18 protein-coding genes are annotated in these 19667 nt (G+C 45.4%); 10 read left to right on the top strand and 8 right to left on the bottom strand.

Annotation, left to right across the window (positions count from 1 at the left end):
- Nucleotides 1-6: 6 nt before the first annotated feature.
- Together typA and IDJ77_RS18305 are read right to left on the bottom strand one after the other, a co-directional pair.
- Nucleotides 7-1818, bottom strand: a complete 1812-nt coding sequence (gene typA / locus IDJ77_RS18300) for a translational GTPase TypA (protein ID WP_191190426.1) — start codon at nucleotides 1816-1818, stop codon at nucleotides 7-9.
- Between the two features lie 283 nt (nucleotides 1819-2101).
- Nucleotides 2102-2845 (bottom strand): GDSL-type esterase/lipase family protein, encoded by a 744-nt coding sequence (locus IDJ77_RS18305; protein ID WP_191190427.1) that lies wholly within the window; start codon nucleotides 2843-2845, stop codon nucleotides 2102-2104.
- A gap of 154 nt (nucleotides 2846-2999) precedes the next feature.
- On the opposite strand from IDJ77_RS18305, the gene IDJ77_RS18310 reads away from it, so the two are divergent.
- A complete protein-coding gene (locus IDJ77_RS18310) occupies nucleotides 3000-3914 on the top strand; it encodes a helix-turn-helix domain-containing protein (RefSeq protein ID WP_191190428.1) in 915 nt (304 codons plus the stop codon).
- A gap of 135 nt (nucleotides 3915-4049) precedes the next feature.
- On the opposite strand, the gene IDJ77_RS18315 is transcribed toward IDJ77_RS18310, so the two are convergent.
- Nucleotides 4050-4514, bottom strand: coding sequence for a hypothetical protein (locus IDJ77_RS18315; RefSeq protein WP_191190429.1), 465 nt, complete (start codon nucleotides 4512-4514; stop codon nucleotides 4050-4052).
- 204 nt (nucleotides 4515-4718) lie between these two features.
- Here IDJ77_RS18315 and IDJ77_RS18320 point away from each other — a divergent pair, with 204 nt between their 5' ends.
- Entirely contained in the window at nucleotides 4719-5177 is a 459-nt protein-coding gene (locus IDJ77_RS18320; protein ID WP_191190430.1) for a DUF6934 family protein, read from the top strand.
- Here IDJ77_RS18320 and IDJ77_RS18325 read toward each other — a convergent pair whose 3' ends face one another.
- Both IDJ77_RS18325 and IDJ77_RS18330 read right to left on the bottom strand, forming a co-directional pair.
- Nucleotides 5178-5339: a hypothetical protein gene (locus IDJ77_RS18325; RefSeq protein ID WP_191190431.1), complete on the bottom strand. Its 162-nt coding sequence runs from the start codon at nucleotides 5337-5339 to the stop codon at nucleotides 5178-5180.
- A gap of 97 nt (nucleotides 5340-5436) precedes the next feature.
- A complete protein-coding gene (locus tag IDJ77_RS18330) occupies nucleotides 5437-6249 on the bottom strand; it encodes an alpha/beta hydrolase (protein ID WP_191190432.1) in 813 nt (270 codons plus the stop codon).
- Between the two features lie 129 nt (nucleotides 6250-6378).
- Here IDJ77_RS18330 and IDJ77_RS18335 point away from each other — a divergent pair, with 129 nt between their 5' ends.
- The 5 genes from IDJ77_RS18335 to IDJ77_RS18355 all read left to right on the top strand — a co-directional run bounded on the left by IDJ77_RS18335 (nucleotide 6379) and on the right by IDJ77_RS18355 (nucleotide 11798).
- Nucleotides 6379-7086 (top strand): esterase family protein, encoded by a 708-nt coding sequence (locus tag IDJ77_RS18335; protein ID WP_191190433.1) that lies wholly within the window; start codon nucleotides 6379-6381, stop codon nucleotides 7084-7086.
- 50 nt (nucleotides 7087-7136) lie between these two features.
- Nucleotides 7137-8201 carry an ATP-grasp domain-containing protein gene (locus IDJ77_RS18340; RefSeq protein WP_191190434.1) on the top strand — a complete coding sequence of 355 codons (1065 nt, stop codon included), beginning with the start codon at nucleotides 7137-7139 and terminating at the stop codon, nucleotides 8199-8201.
- 195 nt (nucleotides 8202-8396) lie between these two features.
- Complete coding sequence (locus IDJ77_RS18345; protein ID WP_191190435.1) at nucleotides 8397-9494, top strand: carboxylate-amine ligase; 1098 nt, start codon at nucleotides 8397-8399, stop codon at nucleotides 9492-9494.
- Nucleotides 9495-9596: 102 nt separating this feature from the next.
- The gene (locus IDJ77_RS18350) at nucleotides 9597-10436 is read left to right on the top strand and encodes a type 1 glutamine amidotransferase (protein WP_191190436.1); all 840 of its coding nucleotides are present in this window, start codon (nucleotides 9597-9599) and stop codon (nucleotides 10434-10436) included.
- Nucleotides 10437-10604: 168 nt separating this feature from the next.
- Nucleotides 10605-11798: a hypothetical protein gene (locus tag IDJ77_RS18355; RefSeq protein WP_191190437.1), complete on the top strand. Its 1194-nt coding sequence runs from the start codon at nucleotides 10605-10607 to the stop codon at nucleotides 11796-11798.
- Between the two features lie 32 nt (nucleotides 11799-11830).
- On the opposite strand, the gene IDJ77_RS18360 is transcribed toward IDJ77_RS18355, so the two are convergent.
- A complete protein-coding gene (locus tag IDJ77_RS18360; protein WP_191190438.1) occupies nucleotides 11831-12229 on the bottom strand; it encodes a hypothetical protein in 399 nt (132 codons plus the stop codon).
- Between the two features lie 98 nt (nucleotides 12230-12327).
- Here IDJ77_RS18360 and IDJ77_RS18365 point away from each other — a divergent pair, with 98 nt between their 5' ends.
- Complete coding sequence (locus tag IDJ77_RS18365; RefSeq protein ID WP_191190439.1) at nucleotides 12328-12489, top strand: FeoB-associated Cys-rich membrane protein; 162 nt, start codon at nucleotides 12328-12330, stop codon at nucleotides 12487-12489.
- Between the two features lie 31 nt (nucleotides 12490-12520).
- Complete coding sequence (locus IDJ77_RS18370) at nucleotides 12521-15892, top strand: glycosyltransferase (RefSeq protein WP_191190440.1); 3372 nt, start codon at nucleotides 12521-12523, stop codon at nucleotides 15890-15892.
- A 157-nt stretch (nucleotides 15893-16049) separates the two neighbouring features.
- Here IDJ77_RS18370 and ispF read toward each other — a convergent pair whose 3' ends face one another.
- Together ispF and porV are read right to left on the bottom strand one after the other, a co-directional pair.
- Complete coding sequence (gene ispF / locus IDJ77_RS18375) at nucleotides 16050-16532, bottom strand: 2-C-methyl-D-erythritol 2,4-cyclodiphosphate synthase (protein ID WP_191190441.1); 483 nt, start codon at nucleotides 16530-16532, stop codon at nucleotides 16050-16052.
- A complete protein-coding gene (gene porV / locus IDJ77_RS18380; RefSeq protein ID WP_191190442.1) occupies nucleotides 16532-17704 on the bottom strand; it encodes a type IX secretion system outer membrane channel protein PorV in 1173 nt (390 codons plus the stop codon). The genes ispF and porV overlap by 1 nt, the downstream gene beginning before the upstream one ends.
- A gap of 216 nt (nucleotides 17705-17920) precedes the next feature.
- On the opposite strand from porV, the gene IDJ77_RS18385 reads away from it, so the two are divergent.
- Entirely contained in the window at nucleotides 17921-19579 is a 1659-nt protein-coding gene (locus IDJ77_RS18385; RefSeq protein WP_191190443.1) for an SUMF1/EgtB/PvdO family nonheme iron enzyme, read from the top strand.
- Nucleotides 19580-19667 lie beyond the last annotated feature (88 nt).

The following is a 19667-nucleotide window of genomic DNA, read 5'->3' on the forward strand; positions in this document are numbered from 1 at the left end:
TCTGAATTACTGCGCCTGGAATTTTTTAGCGTTAATTCTGCGTTCGTTCTCGTTAAGGTAGATCTTACGCATACGGATACTTTGCGGGGTTACCTCGATGTATTCGTCGGCCTGGATGTACTCCATAGACTCCTCAAGAGAGAATTTAATAGCAGGTGCAATACGCACGTTGGTATCGCTACCAGATGCACGCATGTTGGTTAACTGCTTGCCTTTGGTTAAGTTAATAACCAAATCGTTATCGCGGATGTGCTCGCCTAAAACCTGTCCTTCGTAAACATCGGTTCCGGGGTCGATGTGGAAACGACCACGATCCTGTAACTTATCAATAGCGAAAGCAGTGGTTTTACCGGTATCCATAGATACCAATACACCATTTAAACGACCAGGGATCTGGCCTTTCCATGGCTCGTATGCTTTAAAGCGGTGAGCCATAATAGCCTCGCCACCGGTTGCGGTTAATACGTTGTTACGTAAGCCGATGATACCACGTGCAGGGATATCAAACTCTAAGTGCTGTAAGTCGCCTTTTGGCTCCATTATCAACAGGTCGCCTTTGCGCTGTGTAACCAGCTCAATTACTTTACCTGCAACTTCGCCCGGTACATCAACAATCAGGGTTTCAACCGGCTCGCATTTAACACCATCAATTTCTTTGATGATAACCTGCGGCTGGCCAACCTGCAATTCGTAACCTTCGCGACGCATGGTCTCGATTAATACAGATAAGTGAAGGATACCACGGCCATAAACCAGGTACGAATCCGGCGACTCGGTTTCAACAACCTTAAGCGCCAGGTTTTTTTCCATCTCTTTGTATAAACGATCGCGCAGGTGGCGTGATGTTACAAACTTGCCTTCTTTACCAAAAAATGGTGAAGTGTTAATGGTGAACAGCATGTTCATGGTAGGCTCGTCAATTTTTATAACGGCCAGTTGTTCCGGTTTGTCAAAATCGGCAATGGTATCGCCAATATCAAAACCTTCAATACCAACAACCGCACAAATATCGCCGCTGCTAACCGAAGTTGCTTTTACTTTACCCAATCCTTCGAAAGTGTAAAGCTCTTTGATACGTGATTTTTGGATAGTACCATCGCGTTTCACCAACGATACCGGCATGTTTTCTTTGATAGTACCACGGGCAACACGGCCAATGGCTATACGGCCTACGAAAGAGGAGTAATCTAACGAGGTGATCTGCATTTGCAGGGTACCTTCTTCGATAGGTGCCGGCGGGATGTTTGCTAAAATAGCATCCATCAACGGGAAAATATCCTCGGTAGGTTGTTTCCAGTCGGTGCTCATCCAGCCTTGTTTAGATGAACCGTAGATAACAGGGAAATCCAATTGATCTTCGGTAGCCTCAAGGTTAAAGAACAATTCGAAGATTTGTTCGTAAACTTCCTCAGGGCGGCAGTTTTCTTTATCCACTTTGTTTACAACCACAATTGGTTTTAAGCCTAAAGCCAAAGCCTTTTGGGTTACAAAGCGGGTTTGAGGCATAGCGCCTTCAAACGCATCGCATAATAATAAAACGCCATCAGCCATTTTCAATACACGCTCAACCTCACCGCCAAAGTCGGCGTGACCAGGGGTATCAATGATGTTGATCTTAACATCTTTATACATTACCGAAACGTTTTTCGATACGATGGTGATACCACGCTCGCGCTCCAGGTCGTTGTTGTCTAAGATCAGTTCGCCTGTTTCTTGTCCGTCACGGAAGATGGCGCAGCTGTGTAAAATTTTGTCAACCAATGTGGTTTTACCGTGGTCAACGTGTGCGATGATCGCTATATTTCTTATTTTTTGCATGAAAATGCCCTTCTAAATTTGGCGCAAAGATACGCTTAAATTTCGGGATTTGAAAGGGTTGGCTGCTTTTTACAATTGTTTGATGGAGAGTTAATTGTTGGGTAACATAGTGGTTGGCAGAAAACATTGTTTTTTTGTCACTTGGATGAGCCGTAGGAGGGACAAGATGTTGGGTGAATCGGAACTTATACGTTATCAACGCTGCTTAGTGTGTAAATCGCTTAATCCTGCTTCCGCTTTTTCTGTTGGGTACGAAGCGCAGAAACCAGACGATGCCCTTCGGTCATTTCTTTGCATGGTGTATTATTTCCATATTTATAAGTTTTACCCAAATGCCATAACCCAGTTGATTAAGATGAATTCCGTCGGGCTTTGCATACTTGATATCCAGGTCTCCCTTTTTATCTTTAACCTGTTTATTTAAATCAATGTAAGTGTAATTGATCGCATCCGCATGCCGCATTAGTTCGCTGTTTATAAAATTTATCTGCTTGTTTTTATGATATGATGCCGGATACTCCGTTTTCACATTATCGTTGGTCGGTAAAATACTTGTAATATAAACCTGTGTGCCCGGTGAATTTTTGTGAACCTGTTTCACAATTGACAGTATGTTTTTTGAAATGATTTGTTGTGGAATATTTTGGGAGATGTCATTTATTCCAATTTCGATAAAAAGCTTGCCTGGCTTACGAATCATAATGTCGTTCAAACGCGCTAAAACACCATACGTATTGTCGCCTGCAATTCCCCGGTTCAAAATTGTTGAATCACCTAAAAGTTTGCTCCAGTCGCCAAATTGCGTTAAGCTATTTCCCAGAAATATAATTTTATATTTTACTACCTTTTCGCTGTTAAAAGCAGCTACGCGCTTTTGGTAATACACTTTTGCATAACGTATGGTATCGTACCGCATATTTTGGCCAATTGCGGCAACTGGCAGCAGGCAAAAAAATAGCGGCAGGCATGCTTTTTTTGTATAACACACCGCGGTTAAAAGTAAATTTGTTCTATTTCTTGTTTCCATATTAATTTGAAATGATTAAGTTGTTGAGTGTTGTTTTATCCTTGAACCAATAAGGGTTGCAAGGATATATTTTTAATCGGTTGAAAAATGTGCGCAAATGATCAATTATAGATGGGCAATGAAAATAAACGGATACATTTAATGGACTAACGATATGTATTTCAATAACTTTCCAGATCACGCTGTCGCCGGTTTTGATGAACAATCGCATTTTAGCCGGTTCAAAAAGCATAACATTATTTTTAATGCGCAGAGCAGTCACAGTGTGTGCGATCTGCATGTTGGCTGCCTTTCTTTTAAAACGGTAATAAGCGGCGAAGAATGGTACGGCATAGGCCATCGTCAAATTGCCGTCAGACCGGCAAAATTTCTGATCATGAACAACAATCAGGCTTATTCCTCACGGATAGATAGCGGTGAACCGGTAAGGAGCTTGTCGGTTTTTTTTAAAGAGGAGTTTGCATCGGCGGTGTTTCGCGACTTGCTTTATCAGGAAGAATCTCAGCTTGATGATCCTTTTATGATCAGCCGGATAAACCCGGAGTTCTTTCAAACACTGAACGATATTGATAATGAGTTACAATTAAAATTAAATGATCTGATTTCTTCACTCAACAGCTATGGATATAACAATTCTATGGTTGATGAACACCTGGTGTTTATTTTAAATCATTTGATCAGAACACAGGTTTCGGGGATAAACCATGCAAACAACATAAACGCGGTTAAACAGCATACACGACTTGAAATATATAAGCGATTATGCGTTGCAAAGGATGTTATAGAATCGTATTACATGGAACAACCCGGTTTAGATGCGATAAGTAGTATGTGCTGCTTGTCAATTCCTCAATTGATCAGGCAGTTTAAGTCAGTTTTTAACACTACTCCACATCAGTATATGATTCAGGTAAGGCTTAAGCGGGCGGTGGAACTGCTGAATAATACCAATAAGCCAATACATGAGATTACCTGGAGGTGCGGATTTGAAAATGTGAGCGCATTTTGTCGTGCGTTTAAATTGCAATACGGGATTCAACCGGCGCGGTATAGAAGCGCGGGGCTTTAGCCCCAAGTCATTTCGGATTTCTTTTAAACTGCGTTGAGTTTCGAGTTTTTGTTTTGATATTTTAATAGCCACTTCCTATAACGAAACGGGCCTCATGAAAATCCAAAATCCAATAAATCATGGTTCAGACAACTTCTAAAACCCCCTCAACCAAGGCCTGTGCACCAACGGCGAAAAAGCCCACGGGATAGAGCTCAATATCACCAGCAAACCGATAGTAAGCCAAATAGCCTGCGTGCGGAATTTATCGCGGTCGGTAACCTGCCGTTTGGCTTTTGACGACCCAACGGTGATGATCGCCACGGCGATGAACATCATGGTGATATGCTCCATACCAAAGAAACGGATCTCGCGCAGGCGCACACCTTCGCTAAAATGGTGGATAAACCAGGTAGTGATGGGGCTAACGGCGTAGAGCCAAAGGCCCAATACAAATTGCACATGAATAATGGAAACGGTGGACTGCCTCAGGTTTTCATCGAATTTACTATACGCTTTGCGTCCCAGCCAGCCCTGGTACGACCGGAAGATAGCAACCAGCAAACTGATCAGAACCAGCCAGCGGATGAGTGAATGCAGCGGAAGAATTAGGTTGTACATATAAATATGCAGACGAATGAAGGGTTAAAAGATTTTACGAAATATGCGTATTCGATTTTTTTTAAGGAATACGTGAAAAATATCGACTTCGCAATATAACCGGCAAACTTGAAAGGTAACACATAATAATTTTTGTGGCCCACTTGTCTACAAATAAAATCTTATCTGCTATTCTTGTAATGCTCTTTAATTAGTTTTACCATAATGAACGAGGAAGGTTATACTGAAATACAAACCGCCGCCGATTATTTGAGTTTTACATTCGTTAGTCAGGGTAGACATGGAGACTTGACTAAAATTGTAAGGTTTGATAAGCTGCAATCGAGAGCCAATACCTGCAATTTGGCTTTAGGTACACTTTTGCCGGACAATAGTTTTGATTATGAAAGTACGACAAATAACGGCGACCGTAATAAGCTTTTGGCTACAGTAGCTATTATTGTTTATGTTTTTATGGAGGAGCACCCCGGATACGATGTGTATATAACGGGTAGCGATTATAGAAGAACGTTATTATATCAGCGGGCAATCAACTACGGATACCAGGACCTTATAGAAACCTTTAATATTTATGGGAAGTTGAACGACGCAAGCCAAGATGAATTTGAACCCTACGATAAAAGCAAATATTATTATTCAGGCTTTCTTATCGAAAAGAAATGATTATTTATGAGTAGGTTGTTTAGCAAACCTCTGCTCTATTTTTTTTAGCTTTTCTGGTGCATACTCCGGCCCTGAATACTTATTAAGTTCTTCATTTAGTGTTAGTTTAATACCAAATTTCTCTTTAATAATCTGCTGTTTGTCTTTTGTTTGCTCTTTCATTTGAATGAGTGTTATAGCCTTATAACAAATATAACGAAAATTTGCAGGTTATATTTACAAGCATCACTATTAAAATATAGCCTGCAAAAATCATTCCCTATTTCCCAAATGCCCATTGCAAAAACTTAGGCATAGCTTTGCCCCAGGTCTCCGTATCGTGGCTGCCGCCAACAACTTCCAGGTATTGGATATCTGCGGGGCGAGTGTAACCTTTCTTCTCCAACTCGATGATGATATCGATGGTATCGTCTATCGAATCGATAATGCCGTTCTTGTTCCTGTCGGCGGTTTCATCCCTGGTGCCGGTTTGCAGCCAGAATTTTAGCGCTGGTTTGGCTTCGCTGTTTTTTAGCTGGCTGTGCATCAGGCGGTCATCGTTGGTGTAGCCTTTGGTAAGGTCTTTGCTTCTCCACCAAAAGGATGCGGAGAACGCGCCAACTTTGTCAAACAGCTCCGGGTTGTTCCAAGCGATATCCATCGCCGTTAAGCCCCCAAGCGAAAACCCCGCTATTGCGGTGCTTTCAAAATGGTCTATATCTGTAGCTCTATGGATCTCCGGCAATAGCTCGGTGGTAATGAATTTGGTGTACAGATCCGCCTTGGCGCCGCGTTTTTTATAGTCGGGTCTGCCGGCAATGCCATATTCCTGTATGCGCTCGTCGCCGGCGTGGATGGCAACAATTAAAACGGGTTTAATGCAATTGCGCTCGTATAGATTCTCTAAAGTATCGGTAAGTTTTAAATTCTCAATTTCCTGCCCGTCGTTTAGTAATAAAAGGTGCAGGGGCTCTATCCCGGCGTTATCGGGCAGTAGCAGGGTACAGGTAACTTCGCGTTCGAGTACGGTTGATTGGATGATAAGTTCCTGTGCGTTAATGGCCATTTCAATAGCTGTACTATATGTGTACATGTTCAAATTAATAATAAAGGGTACAAAAGTAGGGCTAATACTTTTATTAATTAACTAAAACAGAATTATTTGGCATAGTGTTGACATTTACACGCGATACTGCTATCTTACCATCTTAAACGCAACGCTTTGACCGAACAATATCACCGCTGGCATTCGCCAAACCTCAATCTCGACCTGGAAATGCTGGTATTTGGCGACCGGGGTTACCCCGTGATCCTGTTCCCAACCACCAAAGGGCGTTTCCATCAGAATAAAGATTTTGGGTTGATTGACTGTGTAAAGTGGTTTGTGGATGAAGGCCTGGTGAAGATCTACTGCCCCGATACCATCGATGGCCGGAGCTGGTACGATAAAGGCATACACCCGGCCGACCGTGCCCGTAATTATGCCTGGTACGATAAAATGCTCACCGATGAACTGATCCCCTGGGCGCAGCACGAAACCGGTGTTGGGCGCGTGGCTGTTGCCGGATGCAGCTTTGGCGGGTACCATGCGGCAAACTTTGCTTTTAAACACCCCGAGAAGGTGGCGCACCTGTTTACCATGGGCGGCGCATTTGATATTAAGATGTTTACCGATGGGCACCATGATGATAATGTATATTACAACAATCCGGTGGATTTTGTGCCGGGCAGCAATAACGAGTGGCTTTGGCGGATGAACATCATCCTGGGTACATCCGAGCATGATATGTGCAAGGGTTATAATATCACGATGTCAAACATTTTGAAGGCTAAAAACATTAACCATTGGCTGGACATTCGCCCCGATGCAAATCACGACTGGCCGATATGGAAAGAGATGTTTCCGCATTACCTTTCAACAATTAAATAGAAACAAGAATTTAGAGACAAGACATAAAATCTACTACCAACCATACTACCATGAAAAAAATAGGCATCTTATTCGGACAGGAAAATTCATTTCCGCAGGCATTTGTAGACCGGATAAACGAAAAGGCAGAGAAAAACATATCGGCGGAATTCGTCCGCATTGATAAAATGCTGCAGGGCGAACCGCTGGGCTACTCGGTAATTGTTGACCGCATCTCGCAGGATGTGCCCTTCTATCGCGCATCGCTCAAAAACGCAGCCATCACCGGCACGGCGGTTATCAATAACCCATTCTGGTGGAGCGCCGACGAGAAGTTTTTTAACAACGCCCTTGCCGTAAAACTCGGCGTGCCCGTACCGAAAACGGTACTGCTGCCCTCCAAAGACCACCCGGATAGCACCACCGACCGCTCCTTCCGTAATCTCGCCTTCCCGCTGGATTGGGACGGGATCTTTGACTACGTGGGCTTCCCGGCGTACATGAAACCCTTCGACGGCGGCGGCTGGCGCGACGTTTACAAGATCAGCGACAAAGAAGATCTTTGGGAGAAGTTTGCGCAAACCAAGCAACTGGTGATGCTGCTTCAGGAAGAAATTATTTTTGATGACTACTTCCGCTGCTATTGTATCGGCGGCAAACACGTGCGCATTATGCAGTATGAGCCCCGCAACCCACACCACTTGCGTTACGAACACGGCAAAGCACCGGCAGCAAAAGCCCTGCTGGATACTATTACCAAGTACGTTTTACAACTGAACCAATACTTGGGTTATGATTTTAATACCGTAGAGTTTGCTATACGCGATGGGATCCCTTATGCTATAGATTTCTGCAACCCGGCACCGGATGCCGAAGTTACCAGCGTTGGCCAGGATAACTTTGAGTGGGTGGTAGAAACCGCAGCAAGCTATGCGATAGAACGCGCCAAAGCCCAAAAGGACGATAGGGATAACCTTACCTGGGGCGAATATGTAAAAACCGGCGCTACCGGCAAACCACTTATTGCATCGGCGAAAACAGCAAAGGCTGAGGATGTATCGGTAGCGACTATTGAGGAGCCGAAGCCAAAGAAAGCGAAAGCGGCGGCAGCGCCTAAGAAAGCGGCGAAGAAATAGAAAATAATTTAAAACTATTGTCATTTCGAGTGAGCGCAGCGACGAGAACTACCTCTTGAACGAAGTGAAAAAACTTGTTAGATTTTGCAAGCGGAATTTGCATATCCGCCATGCATAAACAACAAGATTTCTCCCTTCGGTCGAAATGACATAGTTAAGAAAACGTACTAACCAAACCATAACCCCTAACCAATTATGAACGAGTTCACCTTAGGTGTTGAAGAAGAATTTATGGTGATTGACCCTGTTACCAGGGAATTAAAATCGCACGAGCAAAAAATTGTAGATGCAGCGCAAAAGATCCATGAGGACCAGGTAAAGGCCGAAATGCACCAGGCGGTTGTAGAGGTGGGCACCCACATTTGCCGCAATACCGATGAAGCACGCAAAGAGGTGACCAAACTCCGCGGAACAGTGGCCCAATTGGCCGGCGATATTGGGCTGCGCATTGGCGCGGCAGGTACACACCCCTTTTCGCACTGGCAGCATCAGCTGATCACCGACCATCCGAGGTACTTTGAGATCGTAGACGAGCTGCAGGAAGCGGCCCGCTCAAACCTTATTTTTGGGCTGCATGTGCACGTGGGGATCCAGTCGAGAGACATGGCGATCCATATTGCCAACCAGGCGCGGTATTTTCTGCCGCACGTATACGCGCTATCCACCAACTCGCCGTTTTGGGAGGGCCGGAACACGGGTTACAAATCATTCCGGACTAAGGTTTTCGATAAATTCCCGAGGACGGGCATCCCCGATTACTTCGCCAGCATTGAAGATTACGACAACTACGTAAAGCTGCTGGTAAAAACCAATTGTATTGACAACGCCAAAAAGATCTGGTGGGACCTGCGGGTGCACCCTTTCTTCCAAACCATCGAGTTCCGCGTGTGCGATTGCCCGATGCTGATAGACGAGACCATGACCTTTGTGGCGCTGTTCCAATGTATTTGCGCCAAGCTGTACAAACTGCGGTTAAGCAATATGAAGTTTATCACGTACAACCGCGCGCTCATCAACGAAAATAAATGGCGTGCCGCCCGTTATGGTATTGATGGTAAAATGATTGATTTTGGTAAAGAGCTGGAAGTAAATACCCGGGCTTTGATACTGGAACTGCTTGATTTTATAGACGATGTGGTAGACGACCTGGGCTGCCGCGAAGAACTGCAATATGTGCATAAAATACTGGAGCATGGCACCGGCGCCGACAGGCAGTTGGCCGTTTATAACCAAAACAATAACTTTGAAGACGTTGTAGATTATATCACATCGCAAACGCTGAAGGGGATATAAAAGCCTCACCCTGCCCTCTCCAAAGGAGAGGGTTCTAAAAAAGGCTTTTAAAGTCCTCTCCTTTGGAGAGGATTTAGGTGAGGCTAAAAGATTAAGAGTAAAATGAACACAGATAAACCGGAAATAAAGATTGCCATACTTGATTTGTATGATGGCATTGCAAATGAGGGGATGCGGGGTTTCCGGGAGATACTGGAGCGCTACAAGGCTAAACACGGCCTTAATTTAAGTTACGAAGTTTTTGATGTGCGCCGCAAAGCGCAGGTACCGGGTACCAATTTTGATGCTTACATCTCCAGTGGTGGCCCGGGCAGCCCGATTGATAGCGAAGGTACCGAGTGGGAGAAGAAATACTTCAGGCTGATTGATAAATTAGACGCGCACAACAAAAGCCCAAGCACCAATAAAAAACACGTGTTTTTTGTATGCCATTCCTTCCAGTTGATGTGCCGCAAATACGGGTTGGGAGAGATCGGCCTGCGCCGCTCACCATCGTTTGGGATATTGCCGGTGCACTTAACCGAAGAAGGGAAGCAGGACCAGGTTTTCGAGAACCTGTACGACCCGTTCTACACCGTAGATTCGCGGAGCTGGCAGGTGATCAACCCCGATATGAAACGATTTGACGAACTGGGAATGAAAATACTCGCCTGGGAGAAGGAACGCCCTCATGTTGATCTGCCCCGCGCCATGATGGCCATCCGTTTCAACGATTATTTTATCGCTACGCAGTTTCACCCCGAGGCAGACCCACTGGGTATCAAAACCATGCTGCTGCGCGAGGAGAAAAAAGACGAAGTGATAAACGAGCACGGCGAAGCAAAATACAAAGAGATGCTACAGCGGCTGGACGACCCGGATAAAATAGCACATACGCAAAGCACCATCATTCCTAATTTTTTAGATGAGGCGATATTGGGAGTGGAGAGATTAGAGGCATAATATTAAATAATCGTCATGTTGAACTTGTTTCAACACCCCATCTTAACGGTAGCCACTATGCTAATCCGTTTTGCATGAACGTTAACTTTGCATGTGGGGTGCCGAAATAAATTCGGCATGACGTTTTTTCGACGTTTTAAACATATTGCTACTGAAAAACAAACCACCATGAACCCAACTATCAGAAGCGCCTACAACCAAAACTTCACCGAAGAAAAGTACGCGGAGTTTTTACTGTCGCTAAACGACGGGCTGAAGAACCCCATTGAGTTCCGCATTGCCGAAACGCCGGTTTTTTTGACGGATGATTTCAGGGATAAGCTGCTGCAGGCAGGTGAGGAGATAGTGGCCACCATACTAAAACCCGGGTTTAAAGAACTTACCGAACGGGCCATCCCCGAACAATGGCGGGTGGCCAAAGAAAACGACCATTCGCACTTTATCGCTTTAGATTTTGGCGTTTGTAAGGATGCCGCTGGTAACATTGTCCCCAAGCTGATAGAGCTGCAGGGCTTCCCCTCGCTGTATGGTTTCCAGGTACACCTGGGAGAGAATTACAGGCATACTTTCCATATCCCGGGCAACCAAACTGTTTATTTTAACGGGCTGGATAAAGCGAGCTACCTGGCACTGCTTAAAAAAACCATCCTCGGCCCTTACCAGCCGGATGAAGTGGTGCTGATGGATGTAAACGCCCCAACCCAAAAAACCGCGGTGGATTTTTATATTACCGAGGGTTACCTGGGCACGCCGGTAGTTTCCCTTGCCGATTTGATACAGGAAGGCGATCAGCTTTTTTACATGCATGGGAAGGAAAAGAAGCGCATAAAACGAATCTACAACCGCCTGATATTCGACGAGATCGAGGGCGATCCGGAGATCTTTAATAAAGTGGTGGATATCCGCCGGCCGCTTGATGTGGAATGGATAGCGCACCCCAATTGGTTTTACCGCATCAGTAAATTTACCATGCCTTTTTTGGAAGGCGATTACATCCCCAAAACGCGGTTTCTGCACGAGGTGAAGGAATTACCCGAAGACCTGCAGAACTACGTGCTGAAACCGTTGTTCAGCTTTGCCGGGCAGGGCGTGATCATCGATATTATGGATGGGGATATCGAACAGATCTCCGATCCGCAGAATTGGATCCTGCAGGAAAAGGTAAATTACGAACCGGTGCTGCAATCGCCCGATATGGGTGTGAAGGTAGAGATCCGCCTGCTGTACCTTTGGCCCGATGGTGAAGAAAAACCAACGCTTGCCATAAACCTGGCCCGGCTAAGTAAAGGCAAAATGATAGGCGTTCGATACAATAAAGATTTCGACTGGGTGGGCGGTACGGTGGCGTTTATGCATAAATAATTAATTGGTTGACATTTTCATAATGTGCCATATTATGAAAGCCAAGCTTCCCGCGAAATCGCCCAGTTTTGCAAGGATCGATATATGACGCCTTTATGTATAGTTTCTTTAACCTTTGTTTCTATCCAATCGGGTACGCCAGTGTTACTTAAGTAGCATTGGAGTTTCTTAATATTAAGCTGAGTAGACACTTCGATATTTTGTATCTGAACTATTCCAGAATAAAAACTGATGCTCCAAAAAATAACGGACACACCTAAGGGGACTTCGTTTGTTGATAATTTATAGTCTTTTGTTAAATTGACCGCAAACGCTATGCAGCCAGCATTTATGGCAAGCAAATAATATACGAATCTGTCTTGCATATCTCGATGCGAAAACACCAAGGCCTCCATTCTTCGTTCTGTTATTTCTCGAGAATTATTATCCATAAATCAAATGTATCGACATTGCGACGGTAAATCTCTGAATTAAACTTTATACTTTTTTAAATATCCATACGTATATATAATTGTATTAATTTTGCACAATGAACGTACAGGCAATCATTATCATACTATTATTTGCTGCTGCTGTTTTTTACGTGGGGCGTATTATGTATAAAAGCTTATTCGCCAAAAAAAGCTGCGGTGGCAACTGTAAGTGCGGGGTGGATTTTTCTGCCATCGAGCCACAAAAACAAGCGAATTAATTTTTGCCCAACCATAACCTAATCGTATTTCATGTCCAACAAACAGGTCTTTCAGGCTGATAACCCCGGCAGGTGGAACCGCTTTAAATGGCTTAGCCGCATCATATTAATCGTGTTTATTTTTGGTGTAGTAGCAGCAGCTATAACGGTTACTTCTACCGAATACCCTATACTACCCAACCTCGACCCGGCCCCTAAAAAGATCTCAAAGGAGGACCTGGAGGCGTTAAAAAAATCAAAACGGTATAAAGATTTTAAGGTAGAGAAAGCGGTTATTGAGCAAATTGCCCGCGCCCGCCACCAGCACCAGCTTAAACACCCCAATAATAGCAACCGAATAAATGCGGCCTTTTACCGGCCATGGGAACCACAGGCCTATAATTCACTCTTGCTTTATATGAACCGGCTGGATATGGTGGTTACCGAAGGTTTTTCCTTCAGCCAAAAAGCAGATACCCTTAAAGCTGTATTAGATACCGGCCTCATCAACCTCAATAAAAAATATAAAAAGCAAATACTGGTTACGCTTTCCAACTACGATAACATCAAAGGTGGTTATGATGTGGAAGAAGTGGAGCACATCTTCGCCAATAAAAAGCTGCGTACCGCATTTATCAGCAGTATTGTGGCTAAGCTTAAGCGCTACAATTTCCAGGGGGTGAATGTGGATCTGGATGACGTGAAAAACCGCAACAGCAAAAACTACATCGCTTTCCAAAACGAACTGTACGCTATCCTGCATGCCAATGGCTTGCTGGTTACCCAAAACGTAGTACCCGAGGATGAGGAGTACGACCTGAAACGCCTGCAGCACGTAAACGATTTTGTGTTTGTGATGGCGATAGACCAGCATTACGATGGCAGCAACTCGGGCGAGATAAGTAACCAGCACTGGGCCGAAGAGATCCTGGATGAGGTGTGCTCCATCATCCCCAGCGAAAAGGTGATCTTCACTATCGCCGCCGGCGGCTACGATTGGCCGGAGAACAGCATAGGCGTATCTGCCGGTTACCAGCAGGCCATCAGTACTGCGGTGCAAAAAAAGAGTAAGATCGTTTTCGACCCGGTATCTGCCAACCTGCATTACAATTATTTAGGTAACGATGGGTTTAACCACATTGTGTATTTTACCGATGCAGTTACCAATTTCAATATCATCCGCATGGCCGATGACTGGTCTACCGGTGGCGTTGCGCTGTGGCGCCTCGGTGCCGAAGACCCGCGCCTTTGGTCGTTCTTCCAAAAAAATCTTTCTATCGATTCGCTTAATAAAACGGGGATCGACATCAGGCATTTCAACACCGTTGGCTTAAATGATAAGATAGATTATGCCGGCGAAGGCGGTGAGGTGCTGGATCTGATCACCACGCCAGATACCGGTAAAATTGATGTGAAGATGGATCCCAAAAACTTCACCATCACCAATCAAACCTATATTAAGCTGCCTACCAAATACGTTATCCGCAGGTACGGGCTTAAACCGGGTAAAGTGGTATTAACTTTTGATGACGGCCCCGACCCGGATTTCACCCCGCGTATTTTGGATATCCTGAAACGTGAGAAAGTACCGGCATCCTTCTTTATTGTCGGCTCGATGGCTGAGAAGAACATCCCTATCCTGAAACGTATTTATGATGAAGGGTATGAGATAGGCAACCACACCTTCTTCCACCCTGATATTTCTACCATCAGTATCGAGCGGGTAAACCTGGAGTTGAATGCTACCCGCAAGCTGATAGAATCGGTTACAGGGCGCAGCACCATCCTGTTCCGCCCGCCATTTAATGCCGATGCCGAGCCGCAAACTTTGGCAGAAGTTATCCCCGTGGCCGAAAGCCGGAGGCAAAGCTATATCACCATCGGCGAATCGATAGACCCATGGGATTGGCAGCCCGGCGTAACCGCCGATAGCATCATTGCCCGCACCATCAGGCAAAAAGATAACGGCTCGATGATATTGCTGCACGATGCGGGCGGCGATACCCGCGAGGAAACCGTGAAAGCATTGCCTGCCATTATCCATTATTTTAAAAGCCACGGTTACCAGTTTACCACCATTGCCGATGTGCTGGATAAAACTAAGGACGACCTGATGCCCATGCCAACCTCGGATGATAAAACCGTGTGGGGCAGGTTTTACGATGTAGTGATCGTAGGGTTTTTCCTGGGGAATAAATTCATTTTCTACCTGTTCCTGTCGGCGATATTCCTGGCTATCGGTCGCATTATCCTGATAGGCATCCTGGCGGTAAAGCAATTTTTTGAAGACAAGAAAGAAAGGGTGGCACCAACTGCCGAGCTACCCCCGGTAAGCATTATTGTCCCCGCTTATAACGAAGAGGTAACCGCGGCGGCCACTATTGATAGCCTGTTAAAACTGGAGTATCCCAATTTTGAGGTGATATTTGTAGACGATGGATCGAAAGATAACACCTTTGAGGTGGTAAAAGCGGCCTATGAGAACCATCCTTTGGTGCGGGTTTTAACCAAGCCGAATGGTGGTAAGGCATCTGCGCTTAACTTTGGTATATCGCATGCTAATTACGATTATGTGGTTTGCATAGATGCCGATACCCAGCTCCGCAGCGATGCTATTTACCAGCTGATGGTGTATTTTACCGATGAGGAGATCGGGGCGGTTGCCGGTACCGTTAAGGTGGCCAACGAAACCAATATCATCACCCGCTGGCAGTCGATAGAATATATCACCGCCCAAAATATGGATCGGCGTGCGTTCGACCTTATTAACAGCATAACGGTTGTCCCGGGTGCTATTGGGGCGTTTAGTAAAAAGGCAATATTCGAGGCCGGTGGCTTTACGTACGATACCCTGGCCGAAGATTGCGACCTAACGATGCGTATCCTCAAATTAGGCTATATTGTGAGGAACAGCGCCGAGGCTGTGGCCTATACCGAAGCGCCCGAAACGCTGAACATGTTGCTTAAGCAACGCTTCCGCTGGAGCTTCGGGGTGATCCAAAGTTTCTGGAAGAACCGCGACGCGCTCTTCAATAAAAAGTATAAATTCTTTGGGATGGTAGGGATGCCAAATATCCTCATCTTCCAGATAGTGCTGCCATTGTTCTCGCCCCTGGCCGATCTGATGATGATCTTCGGCTTACTGGGAGATAAGCCCGAGAAGATACTGATCTACTACGTGCTTTTTGTTTTGGTAGATTTCCTGGTGGCAATTATCGCCTTTAAAATGGAGAAGGAAAGCTATAGAAAGCTTATTTACATTATCCCGCAGCGTTTTATCTGGCGCCAGCTGATGTATTATATCCTGTTTAAAGCTATCCGTAAAGCGCTCAAAGGCGAGTTAAGCGGATGGGGCGTGCTAAAACGTACCGGTAATAGCACGTTCAAAAAAGAGGATTTGGTAGGCGAGGAGCCGCTCGAGTAGACGTGCAGATGAGCAAATTTCAGATGTGCAAATTTACCACAGCGTCATTGCGAGGAACGAAGCAATCTCCCGATAAGCAGGTCGCTTTGCATAGCCGCTTGTCCTAAGTAGAGATTGCTTCGTTCCTCGCAATGACGTTGTGAAGAGTGTCTGCACATTAAACTCGTTCTATCAAACAAACCGCGTAAGCAACCACGCCTTCTTCTCTACCGATAAAACCCAGCGTTTCGTTGGTGGTAGCTTTGATGGAAATATCATCCACATCAATTCCGGCTGCTTTGGCAATATTAGCCTGCATGGTTGGGATGTGAGGGTTTATTTTGGGTGCTTCCAGGCATACCATAGCATCTATATTGCCTATCTGCCAGTTTTTTTCGGCGAGCAGGGCTACCACGTGCTGTAGTAAAATTAAACTGCTGATGCCTTTCCAGCGGTCATCTTTATTAGAAAAATGGAAACCGATGTCGCGCAGGTTAGCCGCGCCTAATAGGGCATCGCAAATAGCGTGCAGTAATACGTCCGCATCCGAGTGGCCAAAGGCGCCACTGGTATGTTCCAGGTCTACACCGCCCAAAATAAAGGGGTGCTGCTGTTTTAATTGATGGACGTCAAATCCAAAACCAACTTTTATTTTAGCCATTATTGTTTTAGCGTGCTATTGCCCGTGCCGCCAAAGCTTGCCGATAAGGTGAAGCGCAGGGTATTGGCCAGGGGGCTGTTTTGCTGGCTGGCTGCCAGGTAAGAAAAATCGAAATTAAAGATCTGATATTTTAAACCAACCCCAAAGGTAGCATAGTGCCTGTTGCCTTTGTTTGGGTTCTCGTAAAAGTATCCTGCGCGCAGGGCTATCAGGTCGTTATACCAGTATTCTACGCCGGGGGAGAAAGAAATTTCTTTCAGCTCCTCGCTAAAACCGCCGGGCGCGTCGCCAAAAGATTGAAACAATCCAGCCGGCACCGAAACATCATCATTTTTACCGGCTGTTATATTGCCGTCGGCATCGCGGACTGGGGGAGTTGGCACTAAAAGCTTATTAATATCAAAGGTAACGGTGAACTTGCTTGCGCCATTCATATGCCATGTGTTGGCAACGCCCAGCTTTAAATTGGTTGGTAAAAAGTACTTGGTACCACCCTCGCTGTAAGCAATTTTTGAGCCTATGTTGGAGATGTGTCCGCCAAACGCAAATACGGAGCTATCGCCGTAGTCTTTTTTGTAATATACCGATACCCCTGCAGATATGGCATTTCCCGCCTTGTTCTGAGCAGTGCTTCCGCCCGAAACGAAGGCGCCGTTGGAAAAATTTGAGTAAATGTAGCGCATCGTTAATCCCAGCGAAAGATTGTTGCCAAACTTGCGCGCAAAAGATCCATCGATAGAGAGTTCGCTGGGTTTATAGGTGCCCTGGTCGTTCTGGTTATCGTCTATCAGTTGGATACTGCCCAAATTAAAATATCGTAGTGATGCACCAAAGGTGTTGCGGTCGTCCAGCTTGTGTGCGTAGCTTAAGTAAGCCAGGCTAACATCGGGCACCAAATGCCGCAGCCATGGGCTGTATGATAACGAGATATCGTTATTGTTTTCCAAAAAAGCCAGCTTTGCGGGGTTCCAGTAGTTAGCATTTACATCCGGCGAAAGTGCTACACCGGCGTCACCCATTGCGCCTGAGCGCGAATCGGGAGTAATGTTGAGGAAAGGTACCGCTGTAGATATAGCGTTGACGCTGCCGTTTGTACTTGTTTGTGCCGATGCAGCGGCAGGGATAGCCAACAAAATATATAGAGCAAATTTTTTAGTATAATTATACTTCATTGCGTGCAATTTAGTTCTAATATTTAAAATAATAAAACCGGGCCATCGTTAACTTTTGAGGTTTAAACCAATAATACATCAAATTATTGTAACTCAATAATAAATAATCCGTTTAACATCGGTACGGGTACAACAGTTTTTTTAAAATGGTACCCAATAGGCTATTTTATTATTGATTTTTATTAAATTTACCTCCAAATAGATATTTTGCAAAGTATGAAAGCACTTTTTACTAATACTGCCTTAGTGTTGTTGGGTTTTGGCACATTGCTAAGCAGCTGCAGTAAACCCGCACAATCACAAAAGACAGGGATGACTTACAACAACAGGAATAACGGTGGTTATCTGCGGTTTAAGCAAACCCATCCAACACCTGGCCCGGGTTTGGTGCCAATTGAGGGCGGTACTTTTGTATTGGGCGGTAGCGCCGATCAGGATGTGACTTACGATTATAACAACGTGCGCCGCAGGGTTACCGTGCCATCTTTTTATATGGACGAGACCGAAGTAAGCAACCAGGACTGGCTGGATTACCTGCACTGGATAAACATTACCTTCCCTAACGATGGCGAGTTATATTACAACGCTTTACCGGATACCCTGGTATGGCGTAAACCGCTATCGTACAACGAACCTTACGTAGAAAATTATCTGCGCCACCCGGCGTTTCAGGATTACCCGGTTGTGGGTGTTAGCTGGGACCAGGCACAGGATTATTGTATATGGCGTACCGACCGTACCAACGAAAACATCCTCCGCGAAAACAATTACATGATGACCTGGAAAGATGCAGCAGGTGGTGGTAAAAAAGGAGCAAAACCAGCCGCAGGCGCACAAGGTGGTTTAAAAGAACCATTTAATACAGATATTTACTTAAACGGACAGATAAGAGGCGCCGGGGTTGATGGCAAGAACATGCCTAAAGATAATAACCCTAACGTGGCACCGGGTACCGCCAAAGGTGGCCCGCGCAGGCCGGTACGCTTAGAGGATGGTATTTTGAAACAAGGATACCGTTTACCATCAGAAGCTGAATGGGAATACGCTGCATTGGCGCTTGCCGGTAATACCGAATTTGAGAATATTAACGATGGTAAAATATACCCATGGAATGGCCTGGGTGTACGTTCACCAGACCGCAAAACACGGGGTTTGATCCTGGCTAACTTTAAACGCGGCGCTGGCGATAACGCGGGTGTTGGCGGTGGCCTGAATGATAAGGCGGATATTACAGCACCTGTGCGTACCTATGCGCCAAACGATTTTGGTTTGTACAACATGGCAGGCAACGTAAACGAGTGGGTTGCCGATACTTACCGCCAAACTTCGTTTGAAGAGGTGGAAGATTTTAACCCTTTCCGTGGTAACGAATTTACCAATAAACGTTTGGCAGACCCTGCTAAAGGATTATATGCTAAAGACAAATACGGCCGCCCTATTAAAGATCCGGCAAGATCTAACAAAAAATTAAAATACAGCGAAATGATAGCGCAGCAGCAAGGCCTTAATAATGGCACCGCTGCAGGCACCACGCCGGCTACCGGTGGCACTGTACCACCAACTACACCAAACTCTATTAAATACAGCGGTAAAGCTTACAACCCCGATTTCCGTGGTGCAAGCGACTCGGTAAACACCGTGCTTTATGGTACAACTACACTGGTTAACGATCATTCTAAGATCTTTAAAGGTGGCTCGTGGAACGACCTGGCCTACTGGATGAACCCTGCAACCCGCCGTTTTATGGATGAGGATGAATCAAGTGCCGAAGTAGGTTTCCGTTGCGCCATGACCATGGTAGGTGCACCAGAGATCCATCCTGAAGGCAAGCCACACCTGCCGGTTAAAAAGGCAAAGCCTTACAAGGCAAAATAACCCGAACCAGCTTTTTATTTTATATAAGCCGTTCCCCAAAAGAGGAGCGGCTTTTTTGCAGCGGGCTGATTTAATTGGACGATAATCT

It is taken from the genome of Mucilaginibacter pankratovii (assembly GCF_014773265.1).
In the GTDB taxonomy this organism is placed as follows: domain Bacteria; phylum Bacteroidota; class Bacteroidia; order Sphingobacteriales; family Sphingobacteriaceae; genus Mucilaginibacter; species Mucilaginibacter pankratovii.